At 43.6% G+C, this 24178-nt stretch carries 16 protein-coding genes; all 16 read right to left on the bottom strand.

What is annotated here, in order from left to right; genetic code table 11:
- Window positions 1–18: 18 nt before the first annotated feature.
- Window positions 19–2109 carry a glycosyl hydrolase 115 family protein gene (locus AC58QG_RS10030; RefSeq protein ID WP_497361905.1) on the bottom strand — a complete coding sequence of 697 codons (2091 nt, stop codon included), beginning with the start codon at window positions 2107–2109 and terminating at the stop codon, window positions 19–21.
- A gap of 74 nt (window positions 2110–2183) precedes the next feature.
- The gene (locus tag AC58QG_RS10035) at window positions 2184–3512 is read right to left on the bottom strand and encodes an ABC transporter substrate-binding protein (RefSeq protein WP_497361906.1); all 1329 of its coding nucleotides are present in this window, start codon (window positions 3510–3512) and stop codon (window positions 2184–2186) included.
- A gap of 122 nt (window positions 3513–3634) precedes the next feature.
- Complete coding sequence (locus AC58QG_RS10040; protein ID WP_497361907.1) at window positions 3635–5191, bottom strand: response regulator transcription factor; 1557 nt, start codon at window positions 5189–5191, stop codon at window positions 3635–3637.
- A gap of 31 nt (window positions 5192–5222) precedes the next feature.
- A complete protein-coding gene (locus tag AC58QG_RS10045) occupies window positions 5223–6926 on the bottom strand; it encodes a cache domain-containing sensor histidine kinase (RefSeq protein WP_497361908.1) in 1704 nt (567 codons plus the stop codon).
- A gap of 86 nt (window positions 6927–7012) precedes the next feature.
- The gene (locus AC58QG_RS10050; RefSeq protein WP_497361909.1) at window positions 7013–7852 is read right to left on the bottom strand and encodes a carbohydrate ABC transporter permease; all 840 of its coding nucleotides are present in this window, start codon (window positions 7850–7852) and stop codon (window positions 7013–7015) included.
- Window positions 7849–8808 carry a carbohydrate ABC transporter permease gene (locus AC58QG_RS10055; RefSeq protein WP_497361910.1) on the bottom strand — a complete coding sequence of 320 codons (960 nt, stop codon included), beginning with the start codon at window positions 8806–8808 and terminating at the stop codon, window positions 7849–7851. The genes AC58QG_RS10050 and AC58QG_RS10055 overlap by 4 nt, the downstream gene beginning before the upstream one ends.
- A gap of 176 nt (window positions 8809–8984) precedes the next feature.
- Complete coding sequence (locus AC58QG_RS10060) at window positions 8985–14303, bottom strand: carboxypeptidase regulatory-like domain-containing protein (RefSeq protein ID WP_497361911.1); 5319 nt, start codon at window positions 14301–14303, stop codon at window positions 8985–8987.
- 292 nt (window positions 14304–14595) lie between these two features.
- Window positions 14596–15408, bottom strand: a complete 813-nt coding sequence (locus AC58QG_RS10065) for an MBL fold metallo-hydrolase (RefSeq protein WP_497361912.1) — start codon at window positions 15406–15408, stop codon at window positions 14596–14598.
- Between the two features lie 264 nt (window positions 15409–15672).
- Window positions 15673–15969, bottom strand: coding sequence for a hypothetical protein (locus tag AC58QG_RS10070; protein WP_497361913.1), 297 nt, complete (start codon window positions 15967–15969; stop codon window positions 15673–15675).
- 847 nt (window positions 15970–16816) lie between these two features.
- Window positions 16817–18895 carry an acyltransferase family protein gene (locus tag AC58QG_RS10075; RefSeq protein WP_497361914.1) on the bottom strand — a complete coding sequence of 693 codons (2079 nt, stop codon included), beginning with the start codon at window positions 18893–18895 and terminating at the stop codon, window positions 16817–16819.
- 289 nt (window positions 18896–19184) lie between these two features.
- Complete coding sequence (locus AC58QG_RS10080; protein ID WP_497361915.1) at window positions 19185–19541, bottom strand: response regulator; 357 nt, start codon at window positions 19539–19541, stop codon at window positions 19185–19187.
- An 18-nt stretch (window positions 19542–19559) separates the two neighbouring features.
- On the bottom strand, window positions 19560–20006 hold the full coding sequence (locus tag AC58QG_RS10085) for a chemotaxis protein CheX (protein ID WP_497361916.1): 447 nt from the start codon (window positions 20004–20006) through the stop codon (window positions 19560–19562).
- A gap of 136 nt (window positions 20007–20142) precedes the next feature.
- On the bottom strand, window positions 20143–20973 hold the full coding sequence (locus AC58QG_RS10090; RefSeq protein ID WP_497361917.1) for a sugar phosphate isomerase/epimerase family protein: 831 nt from the start codon (window positions 20971–20973) through the stop codon (window positions 20143–20145).
- 108 nt (window positions 20974–21081) lie between these two features.
- Window positions 21082–21291, bottom strand: coding sequence for an alpha/beta-type small acid-soluble spore protein (locus tag AC58QG_RS10095; protein WP_056615159.1), 210 nt, complete (start codon window positions 21289–21291; stop codon window positions 21082–21084).
- 71 nt (window positions 21292–21362) lie between these two features.
- Window positions 21363–23117 carry a sensor histidine kinase gene (locus AC58QG_RS10100; RefSeq protein WP_497361918.1) on the bottom strand — a complete coding sequence of 585 codons (1755 nt, stop codon included), beginning with the start codon at window positions 23115–23117 and terminating at the stop codon, window positions 21363–21365.
- Window positions 23118–23188: 71 nt separating this feature from the next.
- Window positions 23189–24166 (bottom strand): hypothetical protein, encoded by a 978-nt coding sequence (locus tag AC58QG_RS10105; protein ID WP_497361919.1) that lies wholly within the window; start codon window positions 24164–24166, stop codon window positions 23189–23191.
- Window positions 24167–24178 lie beyond the last annotated feature (12 nt).

A 24178-nucleotide genomic window follows, 5' to 3' on the forward strand; every position in this document is an offset into this window, starting at 1 on the left:
AGGATGGTTCAAACTACGCTACCCTTGCTTACTAAAATAGTGCTGCAATTGTATAGCAAGCTCATCGTCCGAAAGCGGATTCCGATGTGTGTTTTCCAAGTATATATACTTCTCTGTTTCTGGCATGAGGTATTGTTTGTACCAATGGAAAAAATCAGGACTATCTCCTTGCATCCGTAAGAATCGTCGCAGTGTATCCACATTTTGAACGGTACTTGCGATATTGGTCAGCCAATCGGCTCGGTAGAAGTGAGCCCACTTGCTGTGCTCAGCCAAGCGAAGTGCTTGTAAGCCTTGGTTATAGCACCACATCGATTGAGAGGCAAATACGAATGCTTGCGCATACTGCTCATTGCGCGCAGCAGCATAAGAACGGCAGAGCCATAGCAATCCTTCCGAACCCGTCTGGTGAATAACGCCTGGCAGCCACAAGTGGTCAACAACCCGCTGCTTGTCATCTCCATCCAGCTTGCTGAGTAGATCATCACACTTCTGAACCCACATAGACCAAGAAGCATGCCCCTCTTTACCTCGCTGCTCAAACCACTGCATCTGCTCAGCGAAACTCACTTTACCTGTCGCCCACATTAAACCTTGATCCGCTTCTCCCGATCGCCCTTGCAGCCAATGACCAATTAGTCTCCTCGCCGGATGATGATAAAACTCATCTCCAGCCAAATCATCTGCATGAGGCCCATAAGCTATTGCAGCTTCTGTATAGGTGCGATATATTTCGGCAATTTCATCCTGATAACTTGTGTAATAGCGATGAACAAACGCATGCAAGTGAGTCTCTGTCACCATTGTCCCTTGAAGCCACAGCTCGCGAACGATATCTAGCATATACACATGCTGGCGGATATTCCCGCAATTCAACAGGAGATAATCGGTGCATCCCGCTTCAAAAGCGCTCTCCACTTCTTGCTTCACAAAGTCTGCGGAGCTTTGAAACATCGTCAAATGATTCGACGCTTGCAGATCATGGAAGGTCACATGGTAATAGATGCCATGCTTTCCTCCATCTTCCGCAGAAGGCAGCGCCGGCATCCGCAGATTCAAATTACCGTGTCGGCGCGACACCATTTTGCCATAGCCATTATCGGCCCAGATTTTAATCACATCTTGAGGTAAATCAATATAACCACCCTTGTATAACTCCGCAATTTCTCCATATAAAGCTACACAGTAGACAGGATGATCCACGGCTTGCTTAATCGTCTCATATTGCCGATAAATCACACGGGATATCATTTCCCCACGCTTTGTTGGCGTATCAAAGGATGGATCATTCTCCCAAAAAGGCTTATCACCCTGCCCTCTGAAAGAGAGCACCCACAGGATGTTTTGGTCCTTTTGCTTCTCAATGGCTTCCAACCAAAGCTTTTCAAATAATTCAGGGGCATCCTTATAGCTGGCCGATCTGCCTGTATAGGCTCTTAGGAACATTTCTGCGCCTAATGGCTCTGCATGGTGATGTGTGATCCAAAGGCCCATCTCTGCCGCAAGCTCCAAATGAATGCCTGTCTTCGGTAGATCCGTTCCCGGAATGACCATATTTCCACCACAGCGAAGCAATGCTTCAAAAACTGGCAACCACACTTCACGCGAAGGCGGGTAAGCTTCCTTCCATCCGATGAGACATACCTCATCATTGACGAACCAACCTCTAAATCTAACCTTAGCAACTGGTGAGTCATACGGTTCACCATGCACATCAATCGAAGTACATTTCTGTATGGACTGATCCATCCAGTACCAAAACGGATGAATACCTAAAACCGTCTCACTCACATGCAGAATGCCGTAAACGAGCCCTAAATCATCGTTCGCAACGACATGTAACTGCGTTTTATCCCCATCGTGCATAAAACGAAGTGCGAATGCTTCCGGATGTGCTGCACATCCATCACTTTCCGACGCATAACGAATAACAAGCTTTGCATCATCTGGTTCGTTTACAAGCATTGGCTCCGAGCCAAGCACATGCATGACATCTCTCTTCAGCATATCCAAGGCATGACGAACAGGCGAGGCCGCTTGATCTGGCGGGCAAATCGAAATCCGCCCCTCCAGTCGCAACGTAGATTTATTATTAATATTTAAGCTCATGTCTACACCCCTATCGAAGGAAAAAATCATGGCGCGTCCTAAGAAGCGACAACGCCATGATCCATTGATTTATCTTATTTTTTTACTGCTGCATCATATTCTTTGGCTTTCTTCATCAATTCCTCATAGGCTTGATCAGCTGTTGCTTTGTCGAACATGACTTTCTCTACGATCGTTTTGTAATCTTTCTTGAAGTTACCCCAGCCTTGCGGTTCAGCTACGAATTTCTGTGCTGCCGGACCCACTTTGTTAATAAAATCAACGGATGTTTTGTCAGTCGCGCTGAAATTAGGAGCAAGTGTCGTTACGATTTTCGCATTTCCTGGAATACCACGAGTTAACGCCAATGTTTTCCCAGCTTCTTGGTCGTTAATGAACCATTCAACGAATTTCTTCGCTTCATCTTGTTGTTTGGAGCCCGCGTTCACACTCCAGAACATACCTGGTTTCAACCAACCACCCGTTTGTGCTGCTTTAGGAAGTGTTGTAAATCCAAAGGCGTCTGGTTTAAGACCACTGATTGCGCCCACTTGGTTGGAGAAAATGTGACGAGCAAGCGCTGTCCCATTTACCACACTATCCATTTTCGGATCAAGTTCTTTGTCTGTGACGGTAATATCAGCAGGTGTAACGATGCCCGCTTTACGCATTTCAGATTGCTTATTCATGTATGTAATCCATGTATCCTTATCGATGGAAAGCTTGTTATCCGTAAAGGACTGGCCTTTGCCTTGACTGAGCTGATAAGCTGTATAGTCAACTAAATCTGAGCTTTGATCAACGAATACGTATTTATCTTTCCCTAGCTTTGCTTTGGCATCTTGACCGAATTTATAGTAATCATCCCAAGACCAATCCCAAGCAGGTGCCTTTAAGCCAAGCTTTTCGATTACAGTTTTATCGTAAGCCATACCAAGTGCTGCAGTTCCCAGCGGCATTGCGAAGAGCTTGCCATTAACTTTGCCTGACTCGACAAGTGCTTTGTCCATATCTGCTACATTAATGCTCGCTAGATCAGCAACCAAGTTACGAGCTACATACTCATTCAAGTAGGCTGCATCCATTTGGATAATATCTGGCGCATTTTTCGCAGCGAATTGTACCCCTAGCTTATCGTAGTAGCCGTCCCAACCAGAGAATTCGCTTTCAAAAGTAATATTCGGATGTAGTGCTGTATACTGAGTAAGTGCCTTCTGCGTCGCATCATGACGTTCTTGAGCACCCCACCAAGCAATACGAAGTTTAACAGGCGTAGCAGGTTCTGCCTTTGGTGTTGCAGCCGCTGCCGTTGTCGGCTGAACCGATGCTTTCGCAGGAGCTGCTTCCTCTGTTTTGGAACCACAAGCTGATACGGAAGCCATGACAACAAGTGATAGTGCAGCAGTCATTAATTTTTTCTTCATTGTATAATTACCCCTCTCGCATATGTCGATCTCACACACTTATCGTATCGCTGAAAGCCCTAACGGTATAGGAGAGGATCGAACTGATTTCTTTCAGTTTTTGAAACAAGTGGGGAGAAAATCTACTTTTTTAGCAAATCACTCGGGTTAATTCCGCAATATTTCTTGAAAAGAGTACTGAAATATGGCACATTTTGATATCCAACCTGTTCAGAGACTTCATAAATCAACAAATTCCCTTCTAAGAGAAGTGCCTTCGCTTTCTCAAGTCTGACACGTATGACATAGTTCATAAAGGTTTCCCCTGTCACCTTTTTGAATAATTGATTCAAATAATTTTTCGAGATAAATAACTGCCCCGCCAGCTCATCCATTGTAATGTCTTTCGCATAATGCTCATGAATATAGCCGAGCATGAAATCGACTGCCCCTTTATGCTTCTGGTTAATGCTTGGCTGTCGCTTCAATCCAATGCTCTTCACCTTCGCTTGCAGGAAGCTCTCCACATCCGCACGATGAATAATCGTATCCGTCGTCGTGACCAGCTCGTTCTCATCCGTTTGCACAATCGCCATATCAGCTTGTTGAGCTGCATATTGCAGCAGTGTCCAAATTTCTGTGGCTAAGACTCGATAGAATAGCTTTGGGTCTCCGCCTTTCGCCGACGCCTCTTGCCGATTAATGAATCGTTGAATATGCGACCATAGCTCTTCCTCACTGCTTTCCTGCAAAGACTGGGACAGGTAACGAACCAGATCCACCGCACCTTGACCTTGTTCAAATGCTTGCAGCGATTCGAAAGCAACGTCTGCTGACTTTTTCAAGTCTTCCCAATTACCTATGCGTTCACCTACTGCGGCTTTCACCGTTAAGCCCAAATACCGCAGCATGCTGCTTGTTAATGTCTCCATGAAGCGTGCTGATCTTTCAAGAGATTTCACATCTGTTTCGCTGCGAGGAATATGCAAAACGAGCGCTGAATACGGCCCGAATAGCCAAGTAAACTCTGATTCCGGCCATTCCTGCTGCGTTAGCTCCTTCGTTATATTCGACATGGCGAATCGAAATAAATGCCAATCCGCCACCGAAATATCGGTGATTCGGTCTGTTTTCACCAATTCCAGCACAACGACTTGCTGATCATAGTCTGTCCAGTACGTTTCCATATTGGGCAGCTTCAGTTCAGCCGCATTAGGCTGAAGGGTACCATTAAGCAGAGCTGCAAGCTGCTCATCTGCCATTTGCTTCTCATAGTTTTGAACAAAACGAACAAGCCGCTTTTTCTCCATTTTTTCCAGATAGAAATCTTCTAATTGTCCAATCGTCCGAAACAAGACTTCGCGAATCTGTTCGATCGTTATTGGTTTATTCAAATAATCGTCGACATCGAGTCGAATCGCTTGCCTAGCATATTCAAAATCCGTATAACCGCTATGTATAATAAATCTGCCCTGAAAGCCTTCTCCTCGCAGTTTCTCGATCATTTCAATACCGCTAATGCCAGGCATATATAAATCCGTTATGACGATATCGGGCTCCACTTCACGGATTAACTCTAGTCCACTTTCTCCGTCAATCGCCTCTCCCGCGAATTCAGCATCCATCTCGGCCCACGGAATGATATGTCGTAAACCTCGCAAAACCTGAAAATCGTCATCCACTATGGCTATTTTCCACATGCTCATTTACTCCCTTATGTTGTGAATATGGTTATTGGTCTGATAGTGGGAATCGAATGTCAACTTGAACCCCGCCTTGTTCCCGGTTGCTCAGTTGTAAGCTATACTGATTTCCGAATAAAGCATCGAGTCTTTCCTTCACATTCCGAAGTCCATAGCCTCCACGCTTTCTAGGCTTGTTCTGCCAATTATCACTGAGCCCTTTGCCATTATCTGTAATCGTTACATATAAGTTGTTCTCATCCCGATGTATGTCTATACCAATCTCAGCCTCGGCAGCTCCATGAAAGCCATGCATAAATGCATTTTCTACAAATGGCTGCAGAAAAATTTTCGGCATCAGTGAGTTCTTACAGCTCTCATCCACTTTGATTAGGTACGACATTTTATCTTCCCAACGCACCTGCTGAAATTTCAAATAATGCTCAATATGAGCTACTTCCTCCGTCACAGCCACAAGACTATTGGTATTCGAAAGAGCTAAGCGAAACATACTCGCTACTTGCGCGAGCATAGAGCTGATCTTATTCTGTCCCGCTTCAATCGCCGTCCAGTTAATCTGATCAAGCGTATTGTATAGAAAATGAGGATTGATCATCATTTGCAACGATTTGAGCTCTGCTGCCCGCTGCTGCACATGTTGCTCCCGCAGTGATTCATAGAGGTCCTCTATACGTTGTGTTAGCTTGCGATACCCATGAAATAATTTACCAAACTCATTCTTATAATCGGTTGGCAATCCTTGATCTTCCCCAGGTGAATACTGCCCCATGGCTCGAATCAATTGATTCATCGGCCTCATGAATCTACGGGATAGGAATAAGGTAAGCAGCAGCACGAGCACTATCGAGGTAGCCCCAAGAAGGAGGAAAAGCTTCGCCATGCTTTTACTTCCTTTGGTCATTTCACTCCAAGAGCTTGCCTCAAAGAGTGTCCACTGGGAATCCGGTGATTTTGCCCAAACGAAGAAATCATCCTCAACACGTAAGGAACCGCTCGGCTTATCCAATTCCCCCTTCAAGGTGAGTGTCGCTTGCTGCAATTTGCTGCTGTTGCCAGAATGCGTAATTAATCTTCCTGCTGCATCGAGTAAGGCCATGTTGGTCGTATCGTCTTCCGATGAAATCAGATGCCGAATGCTCGATACTTTAATATTAAAAACCATCAAGCTGTAATACTGGTTGCTATTATTGATGACCTTGCGGGCGAAGCTTATAACCGATTCTTCACGTCCATTGGACATGATTTTGTGCTCTCCAAGCCAAGCGCTATCCGTTTCCAAAATACTCGGATACCACGATTCCTTATCTAATTGCGACATCCGGAAGAATGTAACAGGACCTTGGGTATCAGATGTAAATGGGTAATCCGAATACACATGGATCGATTGCAGAATCGGTGTTCCGAAGACAAGATAGTTCAATTGACTTTGAAGGTCCGTCTCTACTTGAAGGCGTTCGTAAGCGTCCTTATCTCGCAATCGACCATAAAGGAGATCGACGTTTTTGGCAGAGGTTCCCGAGGTCTGCTCAATGCCAATTAAGCTTGTGCTCATCTTTTTGCTCAATTCATTCAGCAATCGTTGCTGATAAAAGGAAGTATTGGAAGCGATTTCGCTCGAAGTCCCCGAGTAACTGACGGCAATAACAATGCCGATTAACATGGCAATAATGACAGCAGAGCTGAAGAAATAAACCGCGATAATGCGGTACGTTTTGAAAGGATTTTGCAGCATGTGTCTGCCCTCCGTATGATTCAAACTAAGCTCTTATGCAAAGAAAGCCGCGGCAAATGCAGCAGCTTTCCTAGTCATTCCTTAGCTTATCCTTTTAAAGCACCTGAAGCAATACCTTCTACGAAATGCTTTTGGGCTATAAAGAAAATGATAACGGCAGGCATTACAGATACTAAGGACATGGCTAACATTTGCCCCCACGGCACCGTTCCCGCTGAATCAATGAACAGCTTCAAAGCTAAGTTAACGGTATATTTATCAACGGAGTTGATGTACAACAATTGACCGAAGAAATCATCCCAATTCCAGAGAAAGCAATAGATGGCAACGGTAACTAGCGCTGGTTTGGTCAAAGGGATAATAATTCGCCAGTAAATACCGAACCACGAGCACCCATCTATTTTCGCAGACTCATCCAGTTCTTTCGGTATGGAACGAATAAATTGAACAAGCAAATAGATGAAAAATGGACCTCCCACACCGCCTGCGAGCAAATGAGGGACATAGAACGGTAAATACGTATTAATCCAATCAAATTTACTGAATAACACATACTGAGGTACGATCGTTACTTGTGTCGGCAGCATTAAGGTCACAAGCAGAATGCCGAACCACAGCTTCCGAAGCGGGAAATCAAGCCGGGCGAAAGCAAAAGCAACTAGTGAACAAGATACGATACTAGTGAACAATACGCCAATAATTAACTGAAAGTTATTGATATAAAATACACTGAAGTCATAGTTAGGAACCGATACCCAGCCTTCGGTGTAATTAGCCCATCGGAATGTTTCGGGAAATAAATTCGGCGAGCGCATTTCATCATTCGTTTTGAGCGAAGCTCCTAGCCACCAGAAAACGGGATACATCATGATGATGCTTGAAATTAGTAATACAAGATGGGTAAAGCCTTGGCGTCTTGCTGTCATTTCCCCTTCCCTCCTTGCGTCTCATAATAAACCCAGTATTTGGAGGTAGCGAATATAAGCGCCGTTACCACTGCAATTATGACCAGTAGAATCCAAGCTAGCGCTGAAGCATAGCCCATTTGAAACTTCGAGAAAGCTCGTTCATACAAGTACATGACGTATACATAGGTTGAATTAACAGGTCCCCCATTGGTGATGATAAACGCCTGCGTAAACATCTGGAAGGAATTAATCGTGGATTGCACAAAGTTGAACAAAATGATCGGTGACAGCATCGGCAGTGTAATTGTGAAGAATTGCCGTACCTTGCTAGCGCCATCTACCGAGGATGCTTCATACAAATCCGTTGGAATTTGCTTGAGTCCAGCAAGGAAAATAATCATTGCCGATCCGAATTGCCACGCAACTAGCAGAACGATTGTCCCCAAAGCAGTATCTGGGTCAGCAATCCAGGACTTGCCTTGAATGCCGACTAGCGCTAAGGCTTGATTAATGAAACCATCTTTGCTGAAAATGTTTTTCCATAGAATCGATACTGCGATACTCGTCCCGATCAGAGAAGGGAAGTAGATCATCGTCCGATAAAAGGAAATCCCTCTGATCTTCTTATTCAGCAGCATCGCTACCAGAAGTGCAGTAACGAGCTTCAGTGGTACAGAGAATACGACGAACAGCATCGTCACTTTGATGGACTCCCGAAAGGTATCATCCTCCATCACGATATGCTTGTAGTTCTGTGCGCCGAGCCAATGCGGTACATCCAGCAAGGAATAATCCGTAAATGAGTAATACAAGGACATCAGGATTGGCCCCAGTGTTAATAGGAAAAAGCCAATCAGCCATGGGGATAAAAAAAGGTAACCAGCAACGGGAGATTCCCATCGGCTCAGAAACGGAATTTTCTTTTTCTTCGGTTTTGCAAGCAAACTGTCTGTTTGCAGCACGGTGCTTTCCATCAGTCATTCCACTCCTGTTCAAAGCGCTACGTGATTCGCTTGATATCTTATAGATTTATTATAAATCGCCTCAAATGTAAGATACATTGCGCATTGAATGAAGTTCTTTCACTATTTCACAGTAAAATAAAGGCAAGACCCAGAGCAATGTCACTCTGGGTCTTGCCTTTATACGACTAATTGTTCACTACAATACGATGAATCAGAACGGCCGCTTGTGCACGGGAAAGGTTCTGTTTCGGATGAATGCCTGTTTCATCACCTTGGACAAAGCCTGTGGCGGTAAGTGCAGCGATACTGCCTATGGCATAGCCGGAAATGTCGGAAGCATCTTTATAGTCTAGTTTTTCCTCTGTCGAACTTGGACTGCTAGGAATCTGCTTAAGTACTTGAAGCGCTCTTGCAGTCAGCACCATCGTATCTTCACGAGTGATCTGTTTATTCGGTTCAAAACGGTTATTACCTGTACCTGTTGTAAGACCATATGCTTTGGCATTGGTGAGCGCGTTGTAATAATAATCATTGGTAGCAACATCCGTGAAGGCTTCCGTTGTACGCGATGGAAGCTCCAATGCACGCATCAATAGAACAATGAAATCTGCTCGTGTAATGCTGCTTTGCGGGTCGAACTCAAGTGCATTTCTGCCTTCAATAACTCCCTTGGCTGCGAGTGTTTCAATCGAGCCGCGTGCCCATTCCACAGAAGCTAGATCAGTGAAAGTCGGATTCTTAAACATTATCGCATATTGACTAAAATGTTTGGTTGTAAAGATGACTTGACCTGTCTGTACATCATAATGCCCATTAGGTACAGGAATCATCAGACCTTGTGGATCGACATAATAAACTACGATGTGATCCGGATTCTGCTGTTCTTCTTGAGAAGGTGAATAAGGAATCCGAATCGTGACTGGTGCTTCTGGATTATGCCATGCAATCGGCTCTCCATTCGCAAGCAGCTGCACGTCGTAAACAGGATGATTGTCGATCACGTTAGCCTTTTTCAATCGAATTTCCACCATGTCACCTAGATTGTCGAGACCTTTCAGCATTTGATCTGAGATCATAATAATGCCCAACTCCGACTCAAGCTTAAGTTCAAATGCATGCTCATTCGCCTTCAACAGATCTGCTGGGAGCAGCAGGCCAAATTGTTCTAAGGACGAGTTGGTTTTCAAGTTAACAACGATCACTTTCTTGCCATTTGGACCATCTTGTGTTGAATGAATGGCGCTCTCTAAGATAGCCTTTGTTACCATAGCGGTTCCTTGGTCGTTCGTCTCTAGCATAAGTTGGGACGGGTCCTTTGTTGTATTCTGTCTCGTGTCTGGCTTCGCCACAGGATCAAGATCAGGATCTGGAGTTGGATCTGGATCTACAATCACTTCTCGTTTGATTACAAACGCATGCTCTGAAGCCGTCGCTTGAAACTGATCTCCCCGACCATTCGTTAAATCTGATTTCGTTAATCCGACTACTGTTTCACCTGAAGGAGCTGTGTCTTTAACCTTCCAATTTACAACAAATAGATCCGTATCTGGCAGGATAGATTGATTGACATCCGTCATCATCACTTTTATCTTAAGTGATCCCTCATCTGTTTGATCACCCTGGATAATTTGCAATTGAGGTGAACTTGGAAGTGTGGAAATCCACTGCAGCCTTGTCGAATCGAAGTCGACGACGAGGTCAAGCGAATACACAGCCGAGTACACACTGCTCGAAACATTGTTAATTTGAAACGTAGATTGCATGGATTGTCCCGGAGCCGCTTCTGCGGCGCCTGTTAAAGATGCAATTGCTCCGTGTGCTTGCAAGGACAACGGGTTAACCAACGTCGTCTGTCCAACCGTCACAGTGACATTGTCGATCGTCGCTTCGTCATAGCCTGCTTTTTGTGCTGTGATTGTAAATTCTGTATCGGGTGCCACGTCAGCGAAGGTAAATTCACCAGTTGCATCCGTAATCGTAGTTCTCGACTCGCCAAGTTTAGTGAGAGTTACAGTAGCACCATAAATGACATGGTTACTTTGATCAATGACCGTTCCTGCGATTTGACCATAGGGACTATTTGCCCTGTGGACGGTAATCTCATACGTTTCATTTGCAGTTCCATCAGGTGAAACTACATAAACAATAATTATATTTTGCCCTTCAATTAATGGAATCGCTTCTGAAGTTGTACCACTTAACACCGTTTTCCCATTGATTGTGATATCTGCTTGGCTGTTGCCAGCTGTCGGCACAAGTGTGACGTCATGGATGGCATAAGGGACATTGACTTGATATTGCGTAATGTCTGAAGCAAAATCAGGTATGATTGCCCCGCCATTCATAAGTAATCCATGTAAGGACGCATCGACTTGAGCAGAAATCCGGTGAATCGAAACCGTATATGTGGCCGTTGTCAAATTATCTTCTGCTGTTACAACAACTGGAATGTCCGTGTCATCTCCAGTTAAAGTAATGGAATCAGAGCTATTACCACTTACCACAGGTACGCCGTTTACAAGAATTGATTTTACATTAGGACTGCTAGCTACAGGTGTCAGATTCACATGCTCCACATTACTCGGCACTTGCATCGCGTAATGTGTACCATCCAGACGTGTTAATGTCCCGGCATCACTTGATAAATCTGCAAGTGTTGTATCTGTCTTAGAATAACCAATCCCTTGCGTAACTCGGATATTATCGACATAAACACTGCCATAATTGGAGCTATTCGCATAAAAATCGATTTTCTTAATATCCGCCATGGCGATTCGGTATGCGGCATGGTCTACTATCTTTTGACCATCCATGTATAAATCGAAATTTTGAGCAGCCATGTCGATTACCATACGCATGTTATACCATTGGCCTACGACATACTTCATAAAATCAGTTGACGTTGTACCTTTATATCCCTTCATTGTGCCTTTATCGAAAGCAAAGCTAATTCCAGGGTTCGTTAGATTCGTACTGCCATACACATAGGGTAAGCTAATCCAGTTATTCCCACTGACATATGTATCTTTTCTTTTCAAATCGGCTTCAATGGTGACAATCCCCGTTAGTGGTGTAGCAAAAGTTTGAGAAAGACTCGTGCTTCCAGAGTTGCTGCTTCTCGTTAAGAGAACACTTTTATCTGTAGCACTAGGAACCTCAGCGACCTCAACACTTCCGCCAGCAGTGCTGATTGTTAAATTATTTCCCGAACTCAATGCTCCTGTCGACAGTCCATTAAAGGTATGATTGTATAGCACTTGCGGTTGTTTGCTCGACAGCAGGACTTTGCCAATATCCGTGAGACTCTCCGGTGTAATGGTGACATTACCTTTGGAAACAGTATAATAGCCTGCTTTCGAGAGCATAATTGTGTAATTGTCGCCGATTGGTACCTGATCTAATTGCAAAGTACCCGTACTATCGGTTGTTCCGCTAACGAGCTCCACACCTTCATACATAACTTTGGCGGAAACTCCCTCAAGTGCGGACATCTTCTCATCCAAAATGCTTCCGCGTAGACTGCCATAAGGACTTGTGGAAGTAATGACAATATCCAACGTAGTCATATTGGGTGGTTGAATAGCAATTGTCGAGGTCGTCGTCACATAACCCGTTTTTTCAGCTTTAAGCTCAATCCCCGCAGCTAAAGGTACATCCGCGATCACGAAAGAGCCTTTCGCATCACTGATTGCCGTATAACTCACACTATTGACAACCATAGATACCTTCGCTCCAGCAACCGCTTTGCCTGAGCCATCCTTCACTTTTCCGTTCACCGATTCTGTTGTGCTGTCTGGTTCTGTGTAATATTCGAATGCTCCGATATCCGGAAGCCCGTTATAAAGCGTTTTACCCGCATAGTCTTTCGAGCCGTTATTAAACATCGCAACTCCGGCATTGATCATGGCTGAACCTGACTTTGAACGAAAACCCAGCGCTGAATCTAATCTTGGTCCTGTTTCGATCGTTCCAGAAGGACCGCTCACCGTGCTAACAAATTTGGGATCTACTTGTAAGGCCTTGGTATCACCAGTAGGAATCATCAACCCGGTACCAAAATAATTGTTATTCTCATAGAAAGTTGTTCCACTTGTAGTGATCGTCGCACCTGCACGTGTCGTGTACAGATTATTATTGCGAATGTTGTAGGTTGCGTCTAAAGATGTGCCATAGCCATATATCAAATAATTACTTTTATCATTATAAATGGTGTTGTTATATACCTCAGCTATCGCCTTCTTGTCCGAATGCAGATAAATGGGATATCTGGTGTTGCTTTTAATCACATTATTACGAATCACGGTATCGCCGAATACAAATTGGCATATTAGAATGCCATCCCCATTATCATGAATATAGTTATATTGAATGACAATCTTCGTAGTTCCTTTATCAGGATCAATCCCATTAGAATCGGCTCCGCCCGCTTTTTGCGTGGTCTCATAAACCTCATTGTGCTGCACGACGATATCATCTGCATAGTACATTTCAATGCCTGATGTTCCAGCCTTATAGACGACATTATTTTCAACAAGACCGCCTCTTATATCCGTCAAATACATAGCATTACAGCCATACGCCGTATCTTTTTGCGTTATATAATTGTCTCTAATAATAATATTGGTATGCGGTGTGAATTTCGGATCGGTCCCATTGGCACGTTCGCCCCATCCCGTCGATACTGCGATGGTATTCCCGTCCGCGTCTTTCCCATCCCCTGTGTACTGCTTAAATGTAATACCCGCAAATGAAGTATTCGTAATTGTAGACTGTTCCACGACCACATCATTAATAACAGTCGCTTGACTAGGGGGACTAAATATATTCGGCACAGTCGTGTCGAATACGATGCCTCCTGTTTTTTTGGAGCCGTCCCAGCCTGTCTTAAAACGAATGCCGGGCTGCGGTGGAACAGGCTGTGTGCCGCTAATCCAGTTGATTTGCCCCGTTACATCATGAACATCGACAGCCACGATACGGAAATAATCCAATGTTGTACTATTATCGCCTGAAATATGAATGCCCCGATAGTCCCCCAGGTTCTCACCTGCCGTTGCTGTTGCTGGCTTAGCATTGGATACATCTAAGTGATGAATTTCCCAATACTCCTGATTAAATAAACGTACCGCATCTTCTACTAAGCCTTTCCCTTGAATGACAGGCTTACTCCCGCTGCCATATTGATCAATAATAATCGGCATGCCTGGACTCCCTGAGCCTTTGGGCCATAACTGACCTTCCCAAACTTCACCAGACTTAAGTAAAATCTGATCCCCAGGTTGAAAAGTGGTAGCGTTTACTTTTTCTAACGTTTGCCATGCTGAGCCTTCACTCTTACCTGTATGAGAGTCATCCCCTCCTGTCGCATCTACGTAATAGATGCTCCCCGTACCTAGAGATGCCTGAACGCGTGATACAGGAAGAAGCGTACTTATACTTCCAAATACAAGAACAATCGCAAGGAACAAGGACGACCATTTCAATCTTTTTTTATAAAGTAACATGTCTGACCTCCTCTGAATTTCGATATGCCATATTATAAGATCGATTTTCCGCTCAAAGCCAGTAGGCAAATGAACGATTCTCTTTCACTATTCCAATCATTCCGCTTCACTTCGCACAAAAAATCCCAAATCGCCGACGTTGTTTCCCTCCGCTTAACTCTGGCTTCAATCGTGATTGTACCGCTTGAAGCACCAAACGATTTGGACATGGAGGTTTTCTTTATTTTATAAGGAATTAAATGGAAAATAGACTGATCTTAAAGATCAGCCTCAGCCGTCGTTGCTAACTTGCTCATTCGTTTCTAAATACTTTCAAATTATCAAGATGTCTCCGATCCATACACGTTCTGTATCCGTATCCTTGGTCAATAAGAAACTGCTCGAACTGTTCGCTATGACCATCCGCAGCCTCTTGTTTGACAATATCCAAATACTTCTCTGAGTCCCGAATACGCTTGACCATCTCTCGCTTGTCTTCCGTGACGGATCCATGACCCGGAATCAGCACGTTAACAACATCCTTATTGACCAGACTTTCAAATGTTGAGAGCGTCTGTCTATATTCGCCAAAGCTGTCATAGATAAAAGGAAATTCAATATCGGACAGATAATCGCCAGCAATCAGTATACCAAGTGGCTCAATGAGTGTCAGTATGCCATCCGGGTTATGCCCTCTTGCTTTGAAGAAGGTCAGCGTTGTTTCCCCGATTCGAAGCGCTTCTTCCACTTGGCAGACAATATTCAACTTCGGATATCGTGCATCATACCCTCTGTTGATATAGAACTCATCATCATATTTCTTCACTTCCATGACGGCTAACTCTTTATCGGTAGTCGTGTCGAAAGCTTCACCTGCTAGCGTAATCTCTTCGGCAAAAGCACCGTAACCAGCGATATGATCATAATCCGAGTGGGTATATAGCACATAAACGGGTCTACTACCGCGAATATCATCTACATACGTCCGAATTTCCAGTACTTCATCAGTCAGGTATCCCGGATCCGTGACCAAAATGAGATCAGGTGTCTCGACAACCGTGGAATTCATCTGATAGATTCGGCTTTGATACACGGTAACCCCATTTTTTTTATATAAAAGCGGCATGATGCCATCCTCCTTCCTAAACATAAACTACTCAATGTTTCCTACTCGAAATGGTTCCCGAGGAGTTGATATCAGCATAGAGAACAAGTCGCTCGTTTGCAATGCTTAACTCTCCAATTGCAGAGCGTGCTTTGATATTATCTTCGATGAAGAAATCTTCACTCCTGCTAAATCTAGCTATGACTCCAAAACAATAACACCGCGGATCTGGGATCCGCAGCGCTACATTTCTATTTATAAGGATATCGTTTCCTTAATTGTTGATTACATCTCTCTTAATTGAATAGCCGAGAACACAAGATCGATGATTTCCCCGCGTGCTTGGTTTAAAAAGCCTAAGGATGTCTGTTGCAAATTCTCAATGGAGACGCAGGAAGTTAAGAGAATCTTATCCGAGAAGAAATACATTGAAAGCTCATAAGATGAGGATACATTCTTGACTACCTCAGTAACATTCGTGTTTTTGTATTTCTCGGGGAGTTCAATCGCGTACATTAAGTACATGGGTTCACCTTGAATTTGGCTTATCTGAAAGAACTCTTTATACAAATTAGCTGTCATAGCGTTCCATCGAAAACCAAACTTATAGAATGGCTCCTCCTCCCAATTAGGCTCGAATTGTGATATTAATTCGAGAAATTGCTCGCGATAGTAGTGGATTAGATTCATCGTTGTAGATCCCTCGCAATTCCTTAGTAAAGTTTGAAAACTTCTATTTATCCTATCTTATCGATTAATTGTTGTGAAACTTCTATTTCAGGTTTTAGCTAAACATGTTCTTTGCTAATAGTTCGCTAATGTTTCTTAGAAATAATTGCTCCTCTAGCGAGGGAGTAAGTCGATTTTTCGACTTAAGCGGGGCGGATGGCTCCTCCTCTGGTGGGCAGTAAGTCGATTTTTTCGACTTAATTGGGGCAGATCGCTTCTCCAGCGGGCAGTAAGTCGATTTTTTCGACTTACTAGGGCCGATGGCTCCTACGGCGGGGCAGTAAGTCGATTTTTTCGACTTACTAGGGTCGTATGGCTACTCTGACGGGCAGTAAGTCGATTTTTTCGACTTAAGCGGGGCCGATGGATCCTACGGCGTGCAGTAAGTCGATTTTTTCGACTTAATCGGGGCCGATGGATCCTACGGCGGCCAGTAAGTCGATTTTTTCGACTTAATCGGGGCCGATGGATCCTACGGCGGGGCAGTAAGTCGATTTTTTCGACTTAATCGGGGCCGATGGCTTCTCTGGCGGGGGAGTAAGTCGATTTTTTCGACTTACTAGGGCCGACGGCTCCTTTGGCGGGCAGTAAGTCGATTTTTTCGACTTACTGCCCGCCAAAAAGAGGCAAGCTTCGCTCACCCCCTCTTCCTAAACGTATACATTATTTGTGCTGATTTTCATTCATATCAGATTCCTATTCACTTACTATCCATATGAATCGCTTTACTAATGAGGGTTGCATAATACTGCGCACCAACTTCAGTTAAATGTACGCCATCATTCACGAAGTACGCTTCCTTTCCTTTGCTAGCAGAGTACCAATCCACGATTGTCGCTACTGGAAATTCTGCAGCTACTTTTTTCAGCGTGGTATTCACAGTATCTTGCCAATCTCGAGGCACACGCGTGTTCACAAGAATAATCTGCTTCATTTCCCCTAGCGAAGTGAGCAAGTCACGCAATTGGTTCGGATTGAACGCACCGTTCGTACCAAGCTCAATAATCACTCGATCACCGAGCATCCCTTTGGACTTTAGTTCATTGAGCGTCGACTGCGCTTGGGACATCTGTCTGCCCACTTTGCCATCTACTATGATGCCTGGAAGTATTTTATCAAGGAATGGTGTTGCATCCAAAATAACGGAATCACCAATAGCGGTTATACGCGTATCTTCTTCATCCACGGGTTTGACTGGAGGTTCGACTGCCGTTGCAGTATTTTGCTGTCCTAACGACTCCGGTGACGTAATTGATGCTGCCGCTATTGGTGTTGGTGTTTCTTCTACTGTTGTTGCTGTTGCTGTTGCTGTTGCTGTTGCTGTTGCTGTTGCTGTTGCTGTTGATGTTGCTGTCGCTATTGGTGTTGCCGTTCCTGCTACTGGTGTTGTTGGTGGTGTTGATATTGGTGTTTCCGTTCCTATTGCCGTTTTTGCAGTCGTTGCCGTTACTGTTGCCGCTCCTGTTGCCATTCCCGTTCCCGTTACTGCTAACGAATTGTCTGTCGTTACCCCCTCAATGGCTATAGACTGGCTGTCTACCGATTTCTGAGCAGACAAGTTATTCGAACAAGAAATGGCGAATAATTGAATCGGCAAAATGGTGATCACTAGCATATACCGGAAACGAGATGGTGACCAGAAGTCAATTTTCCAAATGGTGGGTTGCAATGTTCCCCGACGAAAGGGTTCCTCGATATAGGAATAAGAAAATGCGGCCAGAAGAACACTCAAGACAACCTGCATGATAATTTTGGCCATACTTACTTCCCCAGTATCCATTGCTGAGCTAGTAAGAATAATGACTGGAAAATGCCAAATATACAGACTGTATGACCGTTTGCCGATCCAACGTAACGGCTTACATCCCATGACTTTACCCAGGATTGTAGCTGGATGAACAATGGCCACGATGACGATCGCGGACAACACTGAAAATAGCGCTAATCCACCGTAATAAAGAGAAGCATTGTAGGCATCGGTTTTCCACATCATGATCAGGATACCGAAGAGTCCAGCTCCACCGATCCAATCCAACATCAAGCTCGATCTGCCGCTCGCCGCGCGTTTGGTTAACATGCGACTAGGACAAACAATCGCTAGTGCTCCGCCAATGAGCAGCGCAAAGGCCCGAGTATCCGTCCCATAGTAAACGCGACTAGGATCTACACCCGGTTGATACACATACGCCATGACAAGTGTAGATGCCACCGCACCTAACAACGTAAACAAAATGAGATATCCTCGGCGGTTCGCAATCCGCAATATAAGTGCTAATACTAATGGCCAAAGGAAGTAAAACTGCTCTTCGATCGCCAACGACCATAGATGACCAATCGGAGACGGCGGACCGAAGCTCTCGAAGTAGGATACTTGATGGAAGATAAGCCACCAGTTATTGAAATAGAGTAATACCGATACGAAATCATCCCCTAATGGCATTAATCTTGAGCGATCTATGATGAACAGCCACAAGCCAACGATCACAAGCATGAAGATCATAGCCGGCATGAGTCTACGCATCCTTTTCATCCAAAAATCCTTCAAATCAATCCGCCTTGTTGTTTGCCATTGCATCAGCAACTGGTCGGTAATTAGATAGCCGGATAATGTGAAGAATACCCCTACGCCCAACAAACCTCCTGGAAGCCATGAGCTATTCAAATGATAGACAATAACAACCAGCACCGACAGCGCTCGCAGCCCGTCTAATCCTGGCATGTATCGCCTACTATCGCTGACACCGCTCACCGTCAGCTTACTTTCCGACTTATTTCCCATATGATGCATCCTCCTGCTGTTAACATAACTCTTAATCAGATATGAATAAGACGGTAAGTTCGCAAGGAAAGTTTGAACATTTACAAGTAATAATCAAAAAATATGTTAACCCTTTCGTCGACATCATCATTTACCTGACCTAGCCTTTTGCTGAGAGTTTGTAGAATAGCTTAAAAAAAAGAAAACGCTCATCCCGCTTGCAAAATAGCAACGGATGAACGTTTCTCATATGGTTTACATGGGTTAGATGGGTTACATTGGTTACATTGGTTACATGGGTTAAATAGGTTTACATCGCTCGGCGAATCGCGTCCAAAACACGATCACCTTGAAATGGTTTTACAATGAAATCTTTGGCCCCAGCCTGAATCGCCTGTACGACCATGCCCTGCTGCCCCATGGCTGAACACATAACAATTCTAGCGTTCGCGTCTTTTTTCTTAATTTCCTTGACGGCTTCTACGCCTTCCATCTCAGGCATTGTAATATCCATGGTCACGATATCCGGTTTCAGCTCTTGATACTTTTGTATGGCGACTAATCCATTCTCCGCTTCGCCCACAACATCATGTCCACCTTTTGTCAGAATATCCTTCAGCATCATTCGCATGAAAGCTGCATCATCTACGATTAAAATTTTAGCCATTCCCAATCACTCCTCTGATCAATGCTCTTTCAGTAAAACCACTCGGATATCCCCAACCGTCTCAATGGAAATGGGCAACATTAGCTTGTTAGACTGATCGTTAATATGAAAATTATCCTCCAGCAAAGACGGCGGCGTGATATCCAGTGAAACACCTTGTTCACCTAGGATCGTCGTGGTTCCACCTGCAATAATATTCGCAATTTCACTAACACAGCTATCCAGCATTTCACCTTCCATATACATCCCAAAGATCGCCTCACTCATTCGGCTAAACACGACACGCTGCCCGTCTAGGATCATACAATACTCACTGTTCGTAAAATTGATGGAGACACCAATTTCATCCTTGCTCAGCGGTTCATTGCTTGTGCTTACTTCTGCTTGATCCAACGACTTTGGAATCACGTTCCCGATCGAAACCCTTACACTATCCAATAATAAATTTTGCAGGTTTTGTGTCATGCTTTTCTCCCCTATTCAGTTGTATGTAACCGGGTGTTGACTACGTTCTATACACTCACTTTAGCCTATAATTGTTAGTTAACTACACTCCTAAATGTTAAGGATGTATGTGAAGAATATAAAAAACGGAGCTCGCTTATCGCGCTGCTCCGTTTTCAAATGATTGGCCCTTATATAAATCATCTAATAATTGCATTAATTCGGCGGCATCCGCTTCCAATTGCTCAGATGTGCTATCCATAACAAACTCCATTAGGATGTAACGCTCTTCACGGATATCAATCTGTGCCAAATACTGTGACCACTCATGAATTCCCTCAGAGAAGGGTCTGCGAATGTCTCCTTGCCAATAATAAGCGTGAATGTTTAACAGCTTCTTACTTGTCGCTAATGCCTGTAGTCCCTCACACCGTTCTTTCATGGAAAGCTCAGGAGTTGGCTGCCACAAACTGTATAGATTCGAATGCTCTGCCTCCTCTAAGAGTCGCAATGACGATTCACTAGTGTCCGTTAAGGTCCCCCTATGGCACTCCAGCGCAACCTTGATCCCTTCCGTTGCTGCCATTTCAGCAATTCGCTTAGCTTCCTCAGCAAGCCGTGCGCGGTATTCAGCGCTAGCTGCTGCAGATGACTGGGTTCCTGCCCATATACGAATGACGGGAGCATGTAAGGCCTTCGCAGAAATCAGGCTCTCTCGAAAAACTTGCTCAGGATGCTCGTTCTCCAGCAACCGAAAATAAGAACCATAAGCCGCTACCTGCATGCCAGAGGCGATCGTCTTTCTGTAAAGCAGATCTGCTCCCTCTGTATCCCCAGGATGCACATGTGCATGCTCCGACCATTCAATTGCTTTCAACCCACAAATGCTGCTTAGTAGGAGTATGTCATCTGCGGTTTTTTCACGAAATGTGACCGATACAATCCCTGGTAAAATCATAGTTGGTTCCTCACTTTGAAATAGTCTCAAGTACCATAATTCCCTAATCCATTTGATTTGTAAAGTAAAAAGACTGCATTCACCCGAGTTGCATGAGTGATTGCAGTCTTTGTAATCCTTGTGCTGATAAGCAAGCGTCTAGCGTTTGAAGCCTTGCAGTTGTTGTTCAGCAATTTGTACTAATCTTTTCGTGATCGTACCACCGATTGAACCTGCGTCGCGTGTAAGGAGATTTCCATTATAACCATTCGGTTGCAGTGCAATCCCTAACTCTTGAGCAACTTCATACTTCAATTGATTTAAAGCGGCTTTGGCCTGTGGAACTAGCAATGTGTTGTTGTTAGCCATTCATAAATCACTCCTTCTCGTGGTGTAAGCTTAGGATGTGGAGTGTAAGGAAATCTTATACATTCAAATTTTTATTTTTCATGTTTTAATGGAATGAGAATGGAAAACGTAACGCCAGCCTCTTGTGTTGTAAAATCAATACTTCCTTTATACCGTTCAATTAACTGTTTGATGATGTGTAGCCCTAAGCCTTTATTGTTCTTTCCTGTTTTGGTCGAAAACCCAGATTCAAATATTTTGGTGTGGATATCTGGACTAACTGGATTACAGGAGTTCTGCACCCGAATAATAAGCTGGTTAGCTTGAACTTGGCCTTCAACAGTAACTTTTCTTTCTGTGATAGGAAGCTCGATCGCCGCGTCAAACGCATTATCGATTAAATTACTTAAGATGCGAACTAAATCCGTCGTTTTGATCGTCGTGAGTCGCAAATTTTCCATATTTTTAAAATCAACTTGCATGTCAATGTTATGAACTTCAGATTGAGCAAGCTTTGCTTGGATAATTCCGCTTAATGCAGGAATATTAATTTCAACAGCTTTAATTTTGTAATCCATCATTTTGGCATCTTGGATTAAGGGATCAATATATTCTTGCAGGCTTTCATATTTCTTTAATTTAATCATCCATGAGATGGTCGTAATATGATTAATGATATCATGACGCTGTTCCTTAATTGACTGAACAATGGAATTAATGTTATCCAGATAGACGTCTTGAACGGTCTTAACGGCTCCTTCATTCTTCTTTCGTGTAGCCGAGAAAAGGATGATGATAACGGCACAAACCAGCAGCGTTACAATGCTCATGAAGATGAACACATCACGGAACTGTTGTTGCAAAGTCTTCTCAATCTGACTGTAATCGGTTGCAACCATGACCACTTTGGGCAAGTCATCCCGCTTATACTTCAGATTAGAGGTTTCAATGGGTGTAAAGCTTTTTAGAATGTTCGTTCCATTAATCATAACATTGTAAAACACCGTGCTATTTTTTTGTAACGCTTCTCTGAGTTTACTCTCTTCTGCATGATCTCTATATACATAAGAACCGTTCAATACGAGCCGCTCAGAATACCAGTTCGCTCTATTATTAGGCGTAGGAGTTTTATCGAAAATCTTCTCTGGATTTATGACGCCAATTTCCATTAAATTTCCTTTGTTACTTTCAAGCAGCTCGTCGATGCTTACATCCACGCCTACCTTTTCGCGATAATGCTCCAGACTGCTTGAAACATTCAGATACGGATTAATAATATAATTGGTGGTGCCATCATAATATTCTCCCCATTTTCTGATGTTGGCTACATCCGTCGAGGCCGTATCAATAGGACCGCTCCAATAATTGTCGAGGGTTAAACCCGTGCCTACATCTACACTTTTACGATCCGTTAACTGTAAATGTGCTGAATACACGATTCCCCACGTTTTCGAGCTTGCATTGATTTCTTTGGGATCCGAGGATCTAACCCCAATAAAGTCATCATCCCGTCTCTCAAATAATGTAATCCCATCTAAATTTAATTGCTTTGCCAATTCGACTAGCTCATCGTTCGTCACTTGGTGAAAGTCTGGGTTCAACGATTTCTGAATAGCGATCGAAGCTGTCCTGAGATCATGACCAAGCATTTCATCAAAGGTTGCTTCTACTTCGCTCTGCTTATCTAACTCTGTTGAAATCGTAGAGGTCACAAGGTTTATTTTCTCTTTTTGCTGATTGTTCAGAAGAATCTTCGAATGTTGGAAATAAGTCAAATTCATACTTAATATAGCAATCAAAAAAATTAATATCGTTTTTAATGGGAACTTCTCTAGAGATGAAAACATTGCTTACGATCTCCCTCAACAGGCATTTGTAACTTCATTATAAAGCAATATTGTCGAATTTTGCAGTTTTTTTAAAAAAAATGTCTATTTTTGCTTAGCAGATAATCTAGAACGATTCTGAATATTTCAAGTGTTTCGTTGTATTGCCGTAATAGAGCTGATTCTTCAAACCTTTCTTGCGCGATGTCTTCTTCAATTAACAGCAGCAACCACATGGAATACAAAGCACTATATTTATGATAATCACTAATGAAGCTCGCCTTTGTGGGAATTTGTAGTGTCGTGCGAACAGCTATGTATCTGGCAAGAATGTCTACGCGTGGTACTTGCTGAATGACCAAACGGCTATATTGCGGACTTGTAATGTCCATCAGGGAGTATAGATCCCAGAATACACTATTCAAATGTATATATTCCCAGTCGAAAATGAAAAGTTGGTTATTCACTTCCGCTATGTTTAACGGATACAAGTCACCATGTGAAATGACAGATTCATCCTCAAGGTGATCCTGTAAAAGAATATCCTCATAAAAGTAGGTAATATGGTCAGCTAGAAATCCATGTTTAATGAATAATTGCTTCAGTTGTACATCCTTTGAGTGGATAAAACGTTGTATTTCTTTCATTCTTGGTGAATGACCTTCATAATCAAGAGGTAAAAGTGATGTAGGCAAACGATGCCAAAAGGGCATGAGCTCCGACGTTTTCATCATGATGTCCGCACTGAAGCTATGTTCCAGCTCACCAAGATCTTCAAAGACCATCCAATCGTTTTCCGGCTCCAGAGTATGTGAGCTACACATAATTCGGGGGATATGCACCTCTGGAATTCGAAAGCTTATATTCTCTTGAACCCATAACTCTTTTCCCTTATTCGGATAATTCGTTAGGGGCTTATAAATAAAACTAGTCATTGTATCCTCTATTTGCACTCGAATCCGTTCTACCTTCTGACCATTACGCCCCACATAGATGACTTCTCTTTCATGGGGAATACCATCACGAACCTTACCGGACTCTAAGAAAATCATTTCGTTATTTGCAGCCATAATTTCTACACC

Source organism: Paenibacillus sp. J22P169 (assembly GCF_059691995.1).